Raw genomic sequence first — 17,070 nt, 5'->3', positions numbered from 1 at the left:
GTGCCGGGTGCCGGTCCGTGTTCCGGTGCGGCGGCAGGCAGGGCATGATCGCCCGATGACGGCAACGAGGGGTACCCGCGCACTGCTCGGTGTTCTGTTTCTGGCGGTGGCCACGGTCGGTGCGTGGATCCTCTGGCTGGGCTGGGACACCCGGTACACGGTCGACGCGCAGACCGGCGCGAGCAGCGGCCCGTACGAGGCGTGGCAGGTGATCGGCTGCGTGCTGACGCTGGTGCTGCTGGCCGCGCTCGCCGGGACGCGGCTCAGTCCGTGGCTGGTGGCGCCGGTGATGACTGTGGCGTTCACGGCGGTCTGGTCGTGGCGGGCCGCCGGGACCGACGACAGCGGGCTGTGGGTGGTCGGCGGGATTCTGGTGCTGGTCGGGATGGCTGTCGGCAGCACGCTGGTGAGCCTCGCCGGGCGGCGGGTCGGCCAGCGGTTCGCCGGCCGCTCCGCCTAGAGACGTCCCGTCGCCCCCGTGGGCGCCGAAATGCTACGAAGGGGAGGTGCCTGACCCGAAAAGCTCCCCTGATGCCACGTCCCTGGAAACTCCGCGGCTGCTGTTGCGCCGCATGCGAAGCGATGATCTGGACGGGTTCGCCGCCGTCAACGCGCAGCCCGAGGTGATGCGCTACATCCATGACGGCCGCACCCTGGACCGGGCCGCGACCGCGGAGCGTCTGGCCACCTATCAGCGGCAGTGGGACGAGCACGGCTTCGGCCTGTACGCGGTGGAGGTCAGAGAGACCGGCGAGCTGGCCGGTTTCACCGGACTGGCGGTGCCGACCTTCCTGCCCGAGATCATGCCGGCCGTGGAGATCGGCTGGCGGCTCGGCCGCGCGTACTGGGGTCGGGGCCTGGCCACCGAGGCGGCCCGGGCCGTTGTCGCCCACACCCGTGCCACGCTCGACCTGCGGCGGCTGGTCAGCATCCACGTCGTCGGCAACGAGGCGTCCGCGCGGGTGATGGTCAAGCTGGGCATGTCGCTGGAACGCGAGACCGTGCAGCCGGACACCGGCCGTCAGGTCCGGGTCTACGCGATGGACCTGTGAGCGGCCGTGGCGCCGGTTGCCGCGGGTCGGTCGGTCAGCGGGCTCCGGCGGGCTGCGGCGCTGGCACGCCGGCGAACGGGACGTCGAGTTGGTCGGCGGCCCCTGGTTGGCCGTCGGGGTGCCGCCACAGCCCACGGTCGCGCAGGATCGGCAGCACGCCCTCACCGAACCAGTACGCCTCCTCCAGGTGCGGGTAGCCGGAGAGGATGAACTCGTCGATGCCGAGCGCGTGGTACTCGGCGATCCGGTCGGCGACCTCGGCATGACTGCCTACCAGGGCGGTGCCGGCCCCGCCACGGACCAGCCCGACGCCCGCCCACAGGTTGGGCGCGACCTCCAGCCCGTCGCGGGAGCCACCGTGCAGGTCGAGCATCCGGCGCTGCCCCTCGGACTCGCTGCGGCGCAGGCCCTCCTGCACGGCCCGGATGTCGGCCTCGGCGACCCCGTCGAGCAGGCGCTGGGCCTGCCCCCACGCCTGCTCGGCGGTGTCGCGCGCGATGACGTGCAGCCGGATGCCGAAGCGCAACTCCCGTCCGGAGCGGGCGGCCAACGCCCGAACCCGCTCCAGTTTGTCGGCGACCAGGGCTGGTGGTTCGCCCCAGGTGAGGTAGACGTCGCTGTGCCGCACCGCCACCGGGAGGGCGGCCGCGGAGGACCCACCGAAGTAGACCGGTGGCACCGGGTCGGGCAGCCGGTGCAGCCGGGCCTGTTCGACGCGTACGTGGGTGCCGTCGTGGTCGACTGTCTCGCCGCGCCAGAGCGCGCGCACCACGTGTAGAAACTCGTCGGCCCGCGCGTACCGGGCGTCCTTGTCCAGGAAGTCGCCGTAGGCCCGCTGCTCCTGCGACTCCCCGCCCGTGACCACGTTGAGCAGCAGCCGGCCCCGGGACAACCGCTGGAAGGTGGAGGCCATCTGGGCAGCGAGGGTGGGGGCCAGCAGCCCGGGTCGGAAGGCGACCAGGAACTTGAGTCGCTCGGTCACCTCGGTGAGCATCGCGGTGCTGAGCCAGGCGTCCTCGCACCAGGCGCCGGTGGGGGTGAGCGCGCCGACGAAGCCGAGTTGCTCGGCGCTGCGCGCGATCTGTCCGAGGTACGCCACGCTGGCGGGGCGTGCGCCTCCGGCGGCGCCGGTCGGTACACCGTGTCCGCCGCCGACGATGTCCCGGCTGTCGCCGTTGGTGGGCAGGAACCAGTGGAAGGTGAGGGTCATCGCGGCTCTTTCCGTCGGCGGGGCGGTCGGCGCACGCGGTGACGCGGGCACCTCCTGAGGGGTGGGACGATCCCGCCGACAGCCTACCCATAAAACCTATCGGGTTAGTAGGCTACCTCAGGCGCCGACACCGGTCGATGCGTCGCCACCCCGCCCTGCCCGACCCGAGGAGCCGCCATGCCCACCCCGTCGACGAGCCACCCCCCGCATCGCCGCCTGCTGACGGCCGTGCTCACCACCGTGGCGGTGCTCGCCACGGTCGCGGTCAGCGGGTGCGGCGGGTCCGCCGATGCTGACGCCGCGCCGGGCAAGCTCCGGATCGGCTACCAGCGCTTCGGCGGGCTGAGCCTGGTCAAGGCGCGCGACGCCGCACCGGATGTGCAGTGGTCGTTGTTCGAGAGCGGTCCGGCGCTCACCGAGGCGCTCAAGGCCGGCTCGATCGACATCGGACAGGTCGGCGAGGCGCCGCCCGTCTTCGCCGCCGCCGGAAAGATCCCGTTCTCCATCATCGGCACCTCGGCGCCGATCCCGCAGGGCGAGGCCGTGCTGGTCAAGGCCGATCGGGGCTACCGCAGCTTCGCCGACCTCAAGGGCAGGACGGTGGCCCTGAACAAGGGGTCCAACGTGCACTGGCTGCTGGTCCGGCTGCTGGAGGCGAACCACATGACCCTGAAGGACATCCAGGTCAAGTACCTCAAGCCCGCCGAGGGGCGGCCCGCGTTCGACGGCGGCCAGATCGACGCCTGGGTGATCTGGGACCCGTACTTCGCGCTGGCCGAGCAGCCGGGGGTCCAGGTGCTCGCCGACGCGACGGGCCTGGCCAGCAACCGTGAGTACGTCCTGGCCGCGCCCCGGGCGGTCGACAAGCGCTCGGACGAGATCCGGGCGTTCCTCCAGCGCTACCGCGAGGTGACCGACTGGGGCATCGCCCACCCCGAGGAGCGAGCCAGCACCCTCGCACCGGAGCTGAAGATCCCGCAGGACGTCACCAGCCGCGCGCTGGCCCGCAGCGCCAGGCCCCTCGCCCCGGTCACCCCGGCCATCGGCGACGAACTTCAGGCGATCACCGACAGCTTCATCGCCCTGGACCTCATCCCGGGGCCGGTCGACCTCCGATCCCGGGTCGACGGCCGGTTCAACGAGGTGTTCCAGTGAGTCGTACCAGCCTCGTCGAGGCGCCCGACGAGGTCACGGCGGCGGCACCGGTCGTACCCCGTCGTCAGCGGCCGGCCCGGCGCTGGCGGCGGGTGGTGAGCCCGGCGGCGCTGGTCCTGGGCTGGGAGTTGGCCGCGCGGACCGGGCTGCTGGCGGCCGAGAAGCTGCCAGCGCCCAGCGACGTCCTGGCCACCGGCTTGCGGCTCAGCCGGGACGGAACACTCGGCATCCACCTGCTGGACTCCCTCACCCGCGCCGGGGCGGGCCTGCTGATCGGAGGTCTCCTGGCCCTGGCTCTGGGCACCGTGGCCGGGCTGCTGCGGCTCGGTGACGACCTGGTCGACCCGCCGGTGCAGATGGCCCGGATGCTGCCGCACCTCGGGCTGGTGCCGCTGCTGATCATCTGGGTCGGCATCGGCGAATCACTGAAGATCAGCCTGGTGGCGCTGGGCGCGTTCTTCCCCATCTACTTCAACACCTACGCCGGCATCCGGGACATCGACGAACGGCTGGTGGAGGCGGCCCGTACCTGTGGTCTGGGCCAGGCCGCCCGGCTGCGCCACGTGGTGCTGCCCGGCGCGCTGCCGTCGCTCTTCCTCGGCCTGCGGCTGGCGATCGGCGCGGCCTGGCTCAGCCTGGTCGTCGGCGAGCAGGTCAACGCCCAGACCGGGATCGGCTTTCTGATGATGGAGGCGCGGGAGTTCAGCCAGACCGACGTGGTGGTGCTCGGCCTGCTCGTCTACGCCCTGCTCGGGCTGATATCCGACAGTGCGTTGCGCGTACTGGAGAGGAGGATGTTGACATGGCGTCGCGGACTGCGGGCCACCTGACCGGCGCGGAGCCGGTGCTGACCGCGCACGCGGTGCGCCGGGCGTTCGGGCCGACGGTCGTGCTGGCCGGGGTCGACCTGAGCATCGCCCGCGGTGAGGTGGTGGCCCTGCTGGGCGGCAGTGGTTCCGGCAAGAGCACGCTCCTGCGGATTCTCGCCGGGTTGGACGGCGAGGCCAGCGGGACGAGCGTCGTACACGGCACCGCCGCCGTGGTCTTCCAGGAACACCGGTTGCTGCCGTGGAAACGGGTGGCGGACAACGTGGGGCTCGGGCTGTCCGGCGTGGACGCTCCTGGGCGGATCCGGCGGGCGCTGGCCGAGGTCGGTCTCGCCGAGCGGCACCGCGCCTGGCCGGCCGAGTTGTCCGGCGGGCAGGCGCAGCGGGTGGCAGTGGCGCGGGCTCTGGTCCGCGAACCGGACCTGCTGCTGCTCGACGAGCCGTTCGGCGCGCTGGACGCGCTGACCCGACTGCGGATGCAGATCCTGCTGCGCCGGCTGCGCGCCGAGCACGGCTTCGCCGCCCTGCTGGTCACCCACGACGTGGAGGAGGCGCTGCTGCTCGCCGACCGGATCCTGCTCCTCGACGACTGCCGCATCGCCGCGGAGCTACCCGTCGACCTCGGCCCCACCCGCACCCCGGACGACCCGGCCTTCGGCGCGCTGCGCCGCCACCTGCTCGACCGACTTGGCGTCCCCACCACCTGACGAGCGGAGCTGTGATGACCCGCTGGACTCCCGATCCCACGTTCTACCCCTCGCCCCGCGAGGCGGTGACCGCACCGGCGGAGAAGCTCGCCTACGTGGCGGCCTTCGACCGGACGGCCAGCCGTCCGGACGCCATCGTGGTGCTGGACACCGACCCCGACTCGGCCGACTACGGCCGGGTCGTCGGCTGGACCGACCTGCCGTACGTCGGTGACGAGCTGCACCACTTCGGCTGGAACGCGTGCAGCAGCGCGCTCTGCCCGACCGCCCCGCACCCGCACGTCGAGCGGCGCTACCTGATCGTGCCCGGCCTGCGGTCGTCACGCATCCACGTGCTCGACACTCAGCCTGATCCGCGCCAGCCGCAGATCGTCAAGGTGATCGGGGCGGAGGAGCTGGCGAAGCGGGCCGGCTACTCGCGGCCGCACACTGTGCACTGTGGCCCCGACGGCATCTACCTCTCCGCTCTTGGCGGCGCGGACGGCGAGGAGGGTCCCGGTGGCATCGCCATCCTCGATCACACCACGTTCGAGGTACGCGGGGCGTGGGAGGCCGACCGGGGTCCGCAGTTCCTGGCGTACGACGTGTGGTGGCACCTGACCCAGGACGTGCTGGTCACCAGCGAGTGGGGCACCCCGTCGATGATCGAGGACGGCATCATCGGCGAGTTGCTGCTGGGCCGTCGCTACGGGCACGCCATCCACTTCTGGGACCTGGCGAAACGCCGGCACGTGCAACGGGTCGATCTCGGTGACCAGTATCAGATGCCGCTGGAGCTGCGGCCGGCGCACGACCCGACGAAGTCGTACGGGTTCGTCGGGGTGGTGATCAGCGTCGAGGACCTGTCCGCCTCGATCTGGTTGTGGCATCGCGACGGGGACGCCTGGGCGGTCACCAAGGTGATCGACATCCCGGCCGAGCCGGCCGATCCGGCGAAGCTGCCCGACCTGCTCAAGCCGTTCGGGGCGGTGCCGCCACTGGTGACCGACATCGACCTGTCGGTGGACGACCGGTTCCTCTACGTCTCCTGCTGGGGCACCGGTGAGCTGCGCCAGTACGACGTCAGCGACCCCCTGCACCCGGTGCAGACGGGCTCGGTGCACCTCGGCGGGATCGTCCGCCGGACCGCGCACCCGTCCGCGCCGGACGAGGCGTTGGCCGGTGGCCCGCAGATGGTGGAGGTGAGCCGCGACGGCCGGCGGGTCTACGTCAGCAACTCGCTCTACGGCGCGTGGGACGACCAGTTCTACCCCGACGGGGTGGGCGCCTGGCTGGCGAAGCTCGACGTCGACGTGGACGCCGGTGGGCTGACCCCGGATGAGCGGTTCTTCCCGCACGGGGAGGAGTTCCGCGGCCTGCGGGTGCACCAGACCCGGTTGCAGGGCGGCGACGCGTCCTCCGACTCGTACTGCTTTCCATGACCGTCACCACACTGGCGACGCTCGCCGCGCTCGGCGCGTTCCATGGTCTGAACCCGGCGATGGGGTGGCTGTTCGCGGTGGCCCGGGGTCTCCAGGAGCGCAACCGGCTGGCGCTGCTGCGCGCCCTGCCGCCGATCGCGGCTGGGCATCTCGCTTCGGTGGCCATCGTCGCCGCGTTGGTCGCCGCCACCCGGTCGGTGACGGCGAGCACCGCTCTCGCGGTGGTCGGCGGTGTGCTGCTGGTCGCCTTCGGGCTGTGGCGGCTGCTCTCCGAGCGGCACTTCCGCTGGGCGGGGATGCGGCTGTCCGCGGCACAGCTCGCCGGCTGGTCGTTCCTGATGTCGTCGGCGCACGGCGCCGGGCTGATGCTGTTGCCGGTGCTGGTGGCCGAGCCGGTGTCCGGGGGTCACTCCGGGCACCTGGCCGCCGCGCCGGTGGGTGCGCTGTCCGGCATCGCGGCGGCCGGGGTGCACACGGTGGCCATGCTCGGCGTTGCCCTGGTCGTCGCGTTGCTGGTCTATCAGGTGTTCGGGGTCGGTGTGCTGCGTCGGGCCTGGTTCAACGTGGACCGGCTGTGGGCCGGGGTGCTGGTGGCCGCGGGGTTGGTGACGCTGATCCGGGCGTGACCATCCATCGTGGAAACGTGTGATGTGTGATCTCATGTCCTGGTGATCACCCCGACTCCCCTCATGCGTCTGGTGGCCGGTGTGTGGGGGTTCAAGACCCTCGCGGTCGGCGTTGAACTCGGCCTGTTCACCCGGTTGGCCGGCGGGCGGACGATGACCGTCGAGCAGGCCGCCGCCGAGTTCGGGTTGCCCGACCGGCCCGCGGACCTGCTGCTGGCCGCCTGTGCGTCGCTCGGCCTGTTGGAGAAGGCCGGCGACGGTTACCGCAACTCGGAGTTGGCCGAGCAGTTCCTGGTCGAGGGTCGCCCGTACTACTTCGGGGCGCAGGTTCGCTACTCGGACCTGCGCACCTACCTGCCCTGGCACCGCATCGGCGAGGCCCTGCGCACGGATCGGCCGTTGACCTGGGATCCGGAGTCCCAACAGTCGATGTTCGACACCGAGGACCCGCAGATGCTGGCGCAGTTCTGGGACGCGATGTTCTCCACGTCCAGCTTCACCGCCAGCGCGTTGGCCGACGCCTACGACTTCTCCGCGCACCGCCGGCTGCTCGACGTGGGCGGCGGGGCGGGCGCGTTCCCGATCGAGTTCTGCCGCCGTCTGCCCGAGCTGCGGGCGACCGTCCTGGATCTGCCGCATGTCTGCGTCCGAGCCCGGGAGCGGATCGCTGAGGCCGGCCTGACCGGGCGGATCGACGCCGTGGCCGGTGATTTCCTCGCCGACCCGGCGCTACCGGACGGGCACGACGTCATCCTGCTCAGCATGATCCTGCACGACTGGGACGAGCCGACGAACCGGGCGTTACTGGCCCGGTGCCACGCGGCGTTGCCACCCGGCGGGGCGATCGTCGTCTGTGAACTGCTGCTCAACGACGAGCGCACCGGGCCGCCCGAGGCGGCCCTGATGGGGATGAACATGCTTGTCGAGACCGAGGGCGGGCGGAACTACTCGGGCGCCGAGTACGCGGCCTGGCTCACCGACGCCGGCTTCGTCGACGTGCGTACCGTGCCGTTCGACGCGCCCGGCGCCAACGGCGCTGTGGTGGCCCGCCGGGCCTGACCGACGACGACACCCGGCCCCGGTGCGAACCGTGGGCCGGGTGCCGCGGCGCCTCACGGCGCTGGCGTCCGATCGGCTACCGGTACGGGTCAGGCGCGAGCCTTCGCCGGCTGCTTCATGAAGTCCATGATCGCCTTGTTGACCTCGTCGGCGTGGGTCCACGGAATGCCGTGCGGCGCGCCCTTGAGCGTGACGAGCGTGCCGGTCGGCATCATCGGCCCGAGGCGCTGACCGGTCACCGGGTAGGGCAGCACCCGGTCCTGGTCACCCTGCACGATCAACACCGGAATGTTGATCTTCGGCAGGTCCGGGCGGAAGTCCTCCTGCCAGGCGTCCACGCTGTCGTGGGTGGCCTTACCGGAGGCCATCGCGCCGATCTGCCAGTGCGCCCGGTACGCCTCCTCGCTGACCCGCTTGCCCATGTTCTGGTCCGGGTTGAAGAACGCGTCGCAGAAGGACGTCAGGTAGGCGAAGCGGTCCTTGATGATGGCGTCCTGGAAACCCTTGAACAGGCTCCGGTCGACGCCCTCCGGGTTGTCGTTCGCCTTGGCCAGCATCGGTTGCAACGGGCTGAGCAGCACGGCCCGGCTGACCCGCTGCGAGCCGTAGTTACCGAGGTAGCGGACCACCTCACCGGTGCCCATCGAGTGACCGATCAGGGTCACCTCGTTCAGGTCCAACTCGGTCATCAACACGTCAAGGTCCGCCGCGAACGTGTTGTAGTCGTACCCGAACGCCGGCTGGGCGGAGTTGCCGTTACCGCGCCGGTCGTAGGTGATCGTCCGGTATCCGGCGTTGAGCAGCGCGGTGGTCTCCTTCTCCCAGGTCGCGCCGTTGAACGGGAAGCCGTGGATCAGCACCACCGGCTTACCGGAACCGTGGTCCTCGTAGTACAGGTCGATGGGCGCGGAGTTTTCCGTCCCCACGGTGATGAAAGGCATGTTTTACTCCTGCTCCGGTCTCGGGCTGTCGGACGCCCCGCGCTTTCCCGTCGGGTCGCCGGATATGCGGGCCGTCGGATCGGCCCGAACGGCAGGCGCAGAGGTTCCGCGACCACCCTCTGCCGTCCTAACCTCGGGAGGTGAACCTTCCGCCCCGGCTACGGGCCGTCAGCGACCTGCACGTCGGGCACCCGCAGAACCGCGCGTTCGTGCAGGACCTGCACCCGGACAACGCCGGGGACTGGCTGCTCGTCGCCGGTGACGTCGCCGACCGGTTCGCCGACATCGAGTGGGCGCTCGGGCTGCTGAGCAGTCGGTTCGCGCGGGTCATCTGGGCGCCGGGCAACCACGAGCTGTGGACGCCACCGCGCGACCCGGTCACGGTGCGCGGTGCGGAGCGTTACCGCGAGCTGGTGCGGATGTGCCGACGGTTGGGGGTGGTCACTCCGGAGGATCCGTACCCGGTGTGGGACGGCGACGGCGGCCCGGCGACCATCGCCCCGCTCTTCGTGCTCTACGACTACACGTTCCGGGTGCCGCAGGCACGCACCCAGCAGGAGTCGCTGGCCCTGGCGTACGAGGCCGGGGTGGTGTGCACCGACGAGGCGCTGCTGCACCCCGACCCGTACCCGAGCCGGGAGGCATGGTGCGCGGCCCGGGTCACCGAGACCGAAGGCCGGCTGGCCGAACGCGACCCGGCGCTGCCGACGGTGCTGGTCAACCACTACCCGCTGGTGCGCGAACCCACCGACGTCCTGCGGTACCCGCTGTTCGCCCAGTGGTGCGGCACCGTCCGCACCAGCGACTGGCACCTGCGCTTCGGCGCGGCCACAGTGGTGTACGGGCACCTGCACATCCCCCGCACCACGTTCCACGACGGGGTCCGGTTCGAGGAGGTCTCCCTCGGCTACCCCCGCGAGTGGCAGCCCCGCGCGCCGGTGCCCGATCCGGTACGCACGATCAACCCGGCCGACGACGTACGCAGGCGCTCGTCCGTCAGCGGGTGACGACGTCAGGCTTTCCGCAGCGGCCGGAACGCGGCCCGCACCTCGGCGGAGAAGAGTTCCGGCTCCTCCCACGCCGCGAAGTGCCCGCCGCGGTCAGCCTCGTTGAAGTACGCGATGCCGGGATAGACCGCCTCGGCCCAGCTACGCGGAGCGGGCCAGATCTCGCCGGGGAACGTGGTGAAGCCGACCGGCACCGTGACCGGCGGCGGGGCCTGACCGGCCGCCTGGGCCGCCGCTTGAAACCGCCCCTGCTCCCAGTACCACCGGGCGGACGAGGCACCGGTACCCGTCAACCAGTACAGCGTGATGTTGTCGAGGATGCTCTCGCGGGTGAGGCCGCCGCTCGGCTCGCCGTCGAGGAACGCCCGGGAGATCTTGTAGTAGCTGTCCGTGTCGTGGTCGAGCATCCAGGCCGCCAACCCGACAGGTGAGTCCAGCAGCGAATAGCCGATCGTCTGCGGCCGGGTGGACTGCTCCAGGAAGTAGCCGAAGCCGTCCTTGGCGAACAGGTTGAGCGCGTCCAGCGCGGCGCGTTCCTGCTCGGTTTTCGCCGGCAACTTGTCCTTGATGCCTACCGCCCCGGCGAGCAGGTTCACGTGGATGCCGAGCAGACCCTGGGGACCTTGGCGTCCCATGGCGTCCGTGACGGCGGCGCCGACATCCCCGCCCTGTGCGACGTAGCGCTGGTACCCGAGGCGGTCCATGAGTTTCGCCCACGCCTGCGCCATCCGCGCGGAATTCCAGCCAGGCTCGGTTGGCTCTCCGGAGAAGCCGTAGCCCGGCAACGACGGCAGCACCAGGTGGAACGCGTCCTCGGGCGTGCCGCCGTGCGCCGTCGGGTCGGTCAGCGGGCCGACGGCTCCGAGCAGCTCGACGACCGAGCCCGGCCAGCCGTGCGTCATGATCAGCGGCATCGCGTTCTCATGCTGCGACCGCACGTGGATGAAGTGAACCTCGACGCCGTCGATGGTCGTCGTGTACTGCGGCAACGAATTCAGCTTCGTCTCGCACGGACGCCAGTCGTAATCGGACATCCAGTACCGGGCCAACTCCTGGATCGTCGCCAACTGCACCCCCTGCGAGCGATCGGTGACCAACTCGCGAGTGGGCCAGCGGGTAGCCGCGATCCGGCGACGCAGGTCGGCGATCGTGTCCTCCGGTATGTCCAGCCGGAAGGGACGAATCTCGTTGTCGTTGGGCATCTTCCCCACCTCGCCACGTCGAGTCGGACAGTGCCGATGCACCGATGGAGTCGGCACTCGCCCAGTCTCACAGCGGGCCGGCACCACCCGGGCCGAAACGCGAATCGCCGACGCGCCTCCACGCCACACCCGTGGGATGATCAACCGGTGAGCCAACCGGACGAACTCGACGACAACTGGCTTAATGGCGAGGAAATTACCTGTCCGGAGTGCCACGAACGCCTTTACCGCCTCGACCACTCGCCGCTTCTGGACTGCCATTTCCTCTACTGCGAGAGCTGCCCGATGCGGGTAGATGTCGGTTACTACGACAGGACGTTCAGGAGCATCGCCGACGCGCTCCCTTCCGAGGACAGGACCTACGCCACGCTGATGGCGGCACTTGAGGCACGGCTACGGCGATGCGACTGCGGCGGGCGGTTCCGGGACTTGGCACCTCGACGCTGCCACCGGTGCTCCACCGTCCTGACTGCCATCAGCGCGCCCTCCGGTGTCGACGTCTGGCCAGGCTGGTGGACAGACGAGACGGACACCGGCCCCCTGGAAGAGACGTTCACCGCCAGGTACTTCCGCACCGAGGACCTCTGGGAGCACTGACGCTGCCGGTACGCACCATTCGCCCGGCCGACGACCTGCGCCGACGCTCGTCTGTCAGTGGGTGAGGCCGACCACCGCGGCCAGTCGCGCCACGCCGGCCGGCGCGGGCTGCGCGCGGGCGACATCGGCGATGAGGGTACGCGCCAACGGCCGGCACCGAACCTCAGCCGGCGCGATGCTGTCCGCGTCGACAAGCGCGCGAGCAGCCCCGCGCAGGTCACTTACCTGGAGGTACGCCCGAGCGGCGTCGACCAGGTACGCGCCCCGATACTCGGCCGGCAACCGCCGCCACCCCTCCCGCCGCACCACAATCGGGTGCCTTCGCAGCGCCTCGGCGGCGTCACCTCGTTGCGCCGCCACCAGAACACGGGCCAACTCGACAGCGATCGGCCCGAAGTTGGTGCGGTGCGGATCGTCGTACCCCCTCAGGCTGGCGGCGATCCCCGCGGCCCGCTCGGTCAGCTCGTCGGCTTGGCGGTGCTCGCCGCAACCGGCGGCGGCCAGGGCCGCCTGAAGCAGCAACGTCCCACCCACCGCCCACTCCCGGCTGTCGCCCTGAACCCGGTGATCGCCCCGACCCCGGTGATCAAGAGGTTTGAGGCAATTTTGATCTCCAAAGGTCCCGCAAACCTCTTGATCACCATCGTGGGATGAGGGTGGAAGGAGGCGATTGGCGGCGGCGAGCAGTGCGGCCAGGGCCAGATGGTCTCGGTCTTGCGCGCGGAGCGCTTGGCCTACCGAGATGGCCGCCGTTGCCGCCAGGATCGGGTCGTCGCCGGCAGCGGACATCGCCCGGTCGGCGGCCAGCCAGGCGAGGTCGGCCTCGTCGAGCTTCACCAGCAACGACGAGGTGATCCGGTACGCCTGCACCAGCAACTCCGGTGACCGCACGGCCTGAGCGGCGTCGAGCAGACCCGGAAGGACTCGCACCAACTGGCCGTAGTGCGCGTGCTGGTAGCTCAGCCAGGCGTACCCGACCTGCCTTCTCAGCTCGTCCGTGTGCTGTGGAGCTTGCGGGGTGTCATAGCGGGCGAGGGCGGCCCGGATGTCGTCCACCCCGTCCGGCGTCCCCGCCGAGGTGCTGCGCTGCTGACCGAGCAGCACCTCCGGGTCTACCCGCAGCACGTGAGCCAACTCCTGGATCACCGAGTACCGGTCCAGGGCCCGCACACCCCGCTCCACCTTGTCCACCCAGCTCTTCGACCTCCGCAACCGGTCGGCCAGCATCTGCTGCGTCATCGACCGCCGCACCCGCCAACGCGCCACCCGCCGACCGATCGGGACGTCATCGTTGGTCACGCCGCCACCGCCGGTCCGGGACCGCACGGGTCGTGTCCTCCACGGGTACGCGCTCCGCCTCGGCCTGCGCCAAGAGGCGCTGCTTGGCAGCCTCCCACTCGGCGGCCTCCGACTGCTCGCCTCTGCTCGTCGGCTCGTCGCCCTGCATGCCCACCTCCGTCAGCCTCGCCGCACTTCGTCGGGGCCTCTCGCGTCCTGTCTGGATGACCTCTCCTGTGAGACGAGACTCCGCCAGTTGGTGATGACAACTTCACCGCGAGTCACGGACGACTGGGGACGTCCTTGTTAGGCTGGGTCGTCCCCACGCTGTCCCCCAAGCCAGTGAGCAGGAGACGCGATGCCGAACGACCGTCTTCGCAACGGGATGCTCAAGAACGGTCTGACAGCATCGGCGCTGGCCGAAAAACTCGGTGTCGACCCGAAGACAGTCGAGCGGTGGGTGACACAGACCCGCACCCCCTACCCGCGCTACCGCCACACCATCGCCGAACTACTGAACGAGAGTGAGTCGTACCTCTGGCCGGACGCGCTGCCGACGCAGCGAGCCGTGCAGATCAGCCAGTCGGAACTCGTCCACATCTACCCGCGCCGCGGAGCCGTTCCCACCGACCTCTGGCAGCGGCTCCTGGAGCAGGCCACCCAACAGGTCAGCGTCTTGGTCTACGGGGGATTGTTCCTGCCCGAGTTCAACCACCGCTGGGTTCCGACGCTCCGCGAGAAGGCCTTAGCCGGCGCCCAGGTGGAGTTGCTATTCGGCGACCCGGAGGGCGAGCACATCGCCGAACGCGGGGACGACGAAGGCATCGGCCCAGCCATGTCAAACAAGATCCTGAACGCGTTGGCCTTCTACAAAGACCTACGGGACCTGGACAACGTCGGGATCTACTACCACGACACCATCCTCTACAACTCCATCTACCGCTTCGACGACGAGATGCTGGTCAACACCCACCTCTACGGCACACCCGCCGCCTACGCCCCAGTGCTGCACCTGCGCCGACTCGGCGGCGGGGACCTCTTCGACAGCTACGTCGCCAGCTTCAACCGGGTCGTCGGGAAGAAGCGGGCCGTCTGGCCTGACCACTGAGCCGACCGCGGTGAGAGGCTGAGGCAATGGCCCGGATCGAGCACTTCAACAACCCGAACGCCCCGAAGCCGAACAGCATCGTCGTAGCCGTGACCGTCTTCGTGCAAGACGAGCAGGGGCGGGTGCTGCTCATTCAACGCACCGACAACGGGCTGTGGGCGCTACCGGGCGGTGCCCAGGACTTCGGCGAGTACATCGCCGAGGCGGCTGTCCGGGAGACGCGCGAGGAGACGGGCATTGTCGTCGAGGTGACTGGCGTAGTCGGTATCTACACCAACCCGAACCACGTTGTGGAGTACAGCGATGGTGAAGTGCGGCAACAGTTTTCGATTTGCTTTCGAGGTCGCTACATGAGTGGGAGTCCCGCGACAAGCGACGAGTCGTCGGCGGTGCGCTGGGTCGCACACGATGAACTTGACGAATTAATGATCCATCCGTCGATGCGACTGCGAATTGATACTGGTTTTGAGCGACGGAGTGAGCCCTACATCGGGTAGGCGGCCATCCGGCGCTGCGTCCGACTAACTGCCTCTAGTAACGCCGGCTCGGCTTTCTGCCAGAACCGTGTGACGATGCTGTCGGGGCCGTACCGTCTACGGATTTCGGCAAGCCTTTCTCCCACCGCCAGGTCCTGGCCATCCGGTCCTGTCGTCATGTCTGCGTACCACAGAGCGTCGGACGTCGGCGACTCTTCTTGGGGGAACTCCGAGCGTAGAACTTGTCCCAAGCCCCGCTCGTCCGCCTCGTACGAAGCGCAAGAGTGATGGGCGATCAGGCCTGCAAGCCGCCGATCGGCGGCGCCATGGCGCAGTAGCCAACGAGCACCGTCGAGCGAGTGAAAGCCGGTCGCGACGATTTCAGGCGCATAACCCACGTCGTGCAGCCAGGCAGCGGCGACAAGCGTCTCCGCATCTTGACCAACCAACGGGCTGAGCTTCTGAGCCTTCGCAGCAACCGACCGGACATGCTGCCAACGCCGAGGTAACGCAGTTGCGAGGTGTTGTTCAGCCAGCCTGGCCGCCCGCTCGACGGTTCCTACCATGTCGAGAGCCTAGGGCTCGCGGAACTCAGGCGCTAGGTCGATCCCCTCTTCCAAGACGGACAGTCGATACCTAGAGTAGTCGGATCGATAGTTTCCGTAGTGGGCGGAGGTGCCGCGTGGCTCAAGGTGGTCGCCCAGATCAGGCGCGACAGTTGGCGGCGGAACGGCGAGAGGCTGACCGGCTGGCACGGGAAGCTGCCCGTCAGTCCAGAGAGCAGCAGAAGGCTCGACAGGTGGAGCATGTCGCGAAGCAGCAGCGCTTGGCCGAGACGAAAACTTCAGCGATGGCCAAGGAAATCGAGCTACTTGAGAAAATCCTCGTGAATGTACTAAATCTCCCAACGTTGTCTTTTGCCAGACTTAAGGCGAAGTTTGAACCGCCGACTTTTCAGCCAGGGGCCCTGGCAACGCCTCTTGCTGAACCAGTGTGGCAGCAGTATGCCCCTGTCGAGCCCCGAGGTTTTGGACGATTGTTCGGCGGAATGAGCCGATATCATCGAACCCTCGCCCAAGCGCGACGCTCATTCGAAACTGCAATCGTCGACTTTCAGCGGGCCGAGGGCGAACGTTTGCTTAAGCTGGCGGTGGCCCAAGCTGAGCACCATCGAAAGGTAGAAGACGCCCGCGCCGGTGCTGACCTGTACAACAACAATCTGGATGCTCGTCGACAAGGGTTCGTGCTGGGGGAAGCCGAAGCTGTCGAGTGGTTTGTAGATAAGGTGCTTTGGGCTTCTACGTATCCTAAGACCTTTCCACGTAAGTGGCAGATTGCGTACCGGCCCGAAAACCGAGACGTGGTTGTTGAGTTCGAGTTGCCAGCGCAGCAGGTTGTGCCGAACGTTCGAGAGTACCGTTACGTAAAGAGCCGCGATTCTGTGGATCCTGTTCCTAGGCCGGTAACAGAGGTCAAGCAACGGTACGCGCGACTCATCGCGTCTATGGCACTCAGGACGCTACACGAAATTTTCCGCAGCACGCCGACCGAGGTCGTCGAGGCTGTGGTATTTAACGGTCGCGTGAGCACCACAGACAGAGCCACTGGTAAGAAAGCTCGACCACACCTCATCAGCGTCGAAGCCGAGCGGTCCGCATTCGCTGATCTGAACTTAGCCGAAGTGGATCCTGCTGCGTGTCTCAAGTACCTCAATGCGTTGGTGTCGCCAAACCCGTTTGACCTGGAAGCGGTCGAACCGTTTATTGCCTTTGATCTCAAAAGATTCAGGTTCGTCGACGCTGCAGACGAACTGGCCGGCCTCGACTCTCGGCGGAATCTGTTGAAACTGTCGCCAACTGAGTTCGAGCATTTAGTCAAGGACCTTTTTGCGGCGATGGGGGCAGAGGCTTGGCGGACGGTCCCGTCGAAAGATGGGGGCGTAGACGCCGTCGCAACGAGCAAAAACTTGTTCTTCGGCGGGGTTTGCCTGATACAGGCCAAGAGGTGGACCAAGCTTGTTGGGCTTGACGCTGTGCACGCGCTCACAGGCGTGATGACTGATCACAACGCCACCACCGGTGTACTCGTAACTACTTCGTGGTTTAGCCGGACCAGCGAGCAGTTCGCGCAGCGGAACCGAATCACCCTGATCAACGGTGCCGAGCTGAAACACCTAATCAAGGAGCACTTGGGATTTGATGTAATCCCGGGAACAAGTCCGCCAACTAGGATCCGCGCGTCCGACAACAACCAGACTGGCCGGCCCGGACCAGCCGGGTAGATAAGCGTTGAAGCAATTGGTGGCAGCATGTCCACCGACACCTGGCAGACGCGCGACGAGGGTTGTCGGGCTCCACTTGATGCGTTACGGATCGCTGTCATTTGATCTGTAACACGTCCGGCT

At 68.6% G+C, this 17,070-nt stretch carries 19 protein-coding genes; 13 read left to right on the top strand and 6 right to left on the bottom strand.

Annotated elements, in window-relative coordinates:
• Positions 1-55: 55 nt before the first annotated feature.
• Entirely contained in the window at positions 56-460 is a 405-nt protein-coding gene (locus MED01_RS14575) for a hypothetical protein (RefSeq protein ID WP_238669105.1), read from the top strand.
• A gap of 46 nt (positions 461-506) precedes the next feature.
• The gene (locus tag MED01_RS14570) at positions 507-1,052 is read left to right on the top strand and encodes a GNAT family N-acetyltransferase (protein WP_308193474.1); all 546 of its coding nucleotides are present in this window, start codon (positions 507-509) and stop codon (positions 1,050-1,052) included.
• 34 nt (positions 1,053-1,086) lie between these two features.
• On the opposite strand, the gene MED01_RS14565 is transcribed toward MED01_RS14570, so the two are convergent.
• Positions 1,087-2,262 (bottom strand): LLM class flavin-dependent oxidoreductase, encoded by a 1,176-nt coding sequence (locus MED01_RS14565; RefSeq protein WP_238669103.1) that lies wholly within the window; start codon positions 2,260-2,262, stop codon positions 1,087-1,089.
• Between the two features lie 177 nt (positions 2,263-2,439).
• Between MED01_RS14565 and MED01_RS14560 the strand changes: the two genes are divergently transcribed.
• The 6 genes from MED01_RS14560 to MED01_RS14535 are packed head-to-tail and all read left to right on the top strand — an operon-like array spanning position 2,440 to position 8,057.
• A complete protein-coding gene (locus tag MED01_RS14560) occupies positions 2,440-3,417 on the top strand; it encodes an aliphatic sulfonate ABC transporter substrate-binding protein (RefSeq protein WP_238669102.1) in 978 nt (325 codons plus the stop codon).
• Entirely contained in the window at positions 3,414-4,247 is an 834-nt protein-coding gene (locus MED01_RS14555; protein WP_238669100.1) for an ABC transporter permease, read from the top strand. The genes MED01_RS14560 and MED01_RS14555 overlap by 4 nt, the downstream gene beginning before the upstream one ends.
• Positions 4,220-4,951, top strand: a complete 732-nt coding sequence (locus MED01_RS14550; protein WP_238669099.1) for an ABC transporter ATP-binding protein — start codon at positions 4,220-4,222, stop codon at positions 4,949-4,951. The genes MED01_RS14555 and MED01_RS14550 overlap by 28 nt, the downstream gene beginning before the upstream one ends.
• Before the next feature lie 14 nt (positions 4,952-4,965).
• Complete coding sequence (locus MED01_RS14545) at positions 4,966-6,372, top strand: selenium-binding family protein (protein ID WP_238669098.1); 1,407 nt, start codon at positions 4,966-4,968, stop codon at positions 6,370-6,372.
• Entirely contained in the window at positions 6,369-6,998 is a 630-nt protein-coding gene (locus MED01_RS14540) for a hypothetical protein (RefSeq protein WP_238669097.1), read from the top strand. The genes MED01_RS14545 and MED01_RS14540 overlap by 4 nt, the downstream gene beginning before the upstream one ends.
• A 42-nt stretch (positions 6,999-7,040) precedes the next feature.
• Positions 7,041-8,057: a methyltransferase gene (locus tag MED01_RS14535; protein WP_238669096.1), complete on the top strand. Its 1,017-nt coding sequence runs from the start codon at positions 7,041-7,043 to the stop codon at positions 8,055-8,057.
• A gap of 89 nt (positions 8,058-8,146) precedes the next feature.
• On the opposite strand, the gene MED01_RS14530 is transcribed toward MED01_RS14535, so the two are convergent.
• Positions 8,147-8,998 (bottom strand): alpha/beta fold hydrolase, encoded by an 852-nt coding sequence (locus MED01_RS14530; RefSeq protein WP_238669094.1) that lies wholly within the window; start codon positions 8,996-8,998, stop codon positions 8,147-8,149.
• A gap of 140 nt (positions 8,999-9,138) precedes the next feature.
• On the opposite strand from MED01_RS14530, the gene MED01_RS14525 reads away from it, so the two are divergent.
• On the top strand, positions 9,139-10,005 hold the full coding sequence (locus MED01_RS14525; RefSeq protein ID WP_238669093.1) for a metallophosphoesterase family protein: 867 nt from the start codon (positions 9,139-9,141) through the stop codon (positions 10,003-10,005).
• Positions 10,006-10,010: 5 nt separating this feature from the next.
• Here the strand turns inward: MED01_RS14525 and MED01_RS14520 are convergent, their stop codons facing one another.
• Complete coding sequence (locus MED01_RS14520; protein WP_238669092.1) at positions 10,011-11,207, bottom strand: epoxide hydrolase family protein; 1,197 nt, start codon at positions 11,205-11,207, stop codon at positions 10,011-10,013.
• A 147-nt stretch (positions 11,208-11,354) separates the two neighbouring features.
• Here MED01_RS14520 and MED01_RS14515 point away from each other — a divergent pair, with 147 nt between their 5' ends.
• Positions 11,355-11,804 (top strand): hypothetical protein, encoded by a 450-nt coding sequence (locus tag MED01_RS14515; RefSeq protein ID WP_238669091.1) that lies wholly within the window; start codon positions 11,355-11,357, stop codon positions 11,802-11,804.
• A 54-nt stretch (positions 11,805-11,858) separates the two neighbouring features.
• Here the strand turns inward: MED01_RS14515 and MED01_RS14510 are convergent, their stop codons facing one another.
• A complete protein-coding gene (locus MED01_RS14510) occupies positions 11,859-13,103 on the bottom strand; it encodes a helix-turn-helix domain-containing protein (protein ID WP_238669090.1) in 1,245 nt (414 codons plus the stop codon).
• Entirely contained in the window at positions 13,090-13,251 is a 162-nt protein-coding gene (locus MED01_RS14505; RefSeq protein WP_238669089.1) for a hypothetical protein, read from the bottom strand. Before MED01_RS14505 ends, MED01_RS14510 begins: the two co-directional genes overlap by 14 nt.
• Before the next feature lie 189 nt (positions 13,252-13,440).
• On the opposite strand from MED01_RS14505, the gene MED01_RS14500 reads away from it, so the two are divergent.
• Together MED01_RS14500 and MED01_RS14495 are read left to right on the top strand one after the other, a co-directional pair.
• Entirely contained in the window at positions 13,441-14,190 is a 750-nt protein-coding gene (locus MED01_RS14500) for an XRE family transcriptional regulator (RefSeq protein WP_238669088.1), read from the top strand.
• 26 nt (positions 14,191-14,216) lie between these two features.
• Complete coding sequence (locus tag MED01_RS14495; RefSeq protein ID WP_238669087.1) at positions 14,217-14,687, top strand: NUDIX hydrolase; 471 nt, start codon at positions 14,217-14,219, stop codon at positions 14,685-14,687.
• Here the strand turns inward: MED01_RS14495 and MED01_RS14490 are convergent.
• Entirely contained in the window at positions 14,675-15,232 is a 558-nt protein-coding gene (locus MED01_RS14490; RefSeq protein WP_238669086.1) for an HD domain-containing protein, read from the bottom strand. The two genes, MED01_RS14495 and MED01_RS14490, sit on opposite strands and share 13 nt — an antisense overlap.
• A 116-nt stretch (positions 15,233-15,348) precedes the next feature.
• On the opposite strand from MED01_RS14490, the gene MED01_RS36100 reads away from it, so the two are divergent.
• A complete protein-coding gene (locus MED01_RS36100) occupies positions 15,349-16,947 on the top strand; it encodes a restriction endonuclease (protein WP_238669085.1) in 1,599 nt (532 codons plus the stop codon).
• Positions 16,948-17,070: the final 123 nt, after the last annotated feature.

The organism is Micromonospora alfalfae, assembly GCF_022230925.1.
Taxonomy (GTDB): Bacteria; Actinomycetota; Actinomycetes; order Mycobacteriales; family Micromonosporaceae; genus Micromonospora; species Micromonospora alfalfae.
The sequence above is the reverse complement of the archived record's forward strand: the minus strand, read 5'-3'. Positions and strand labels throughout refer to the sequence as shown.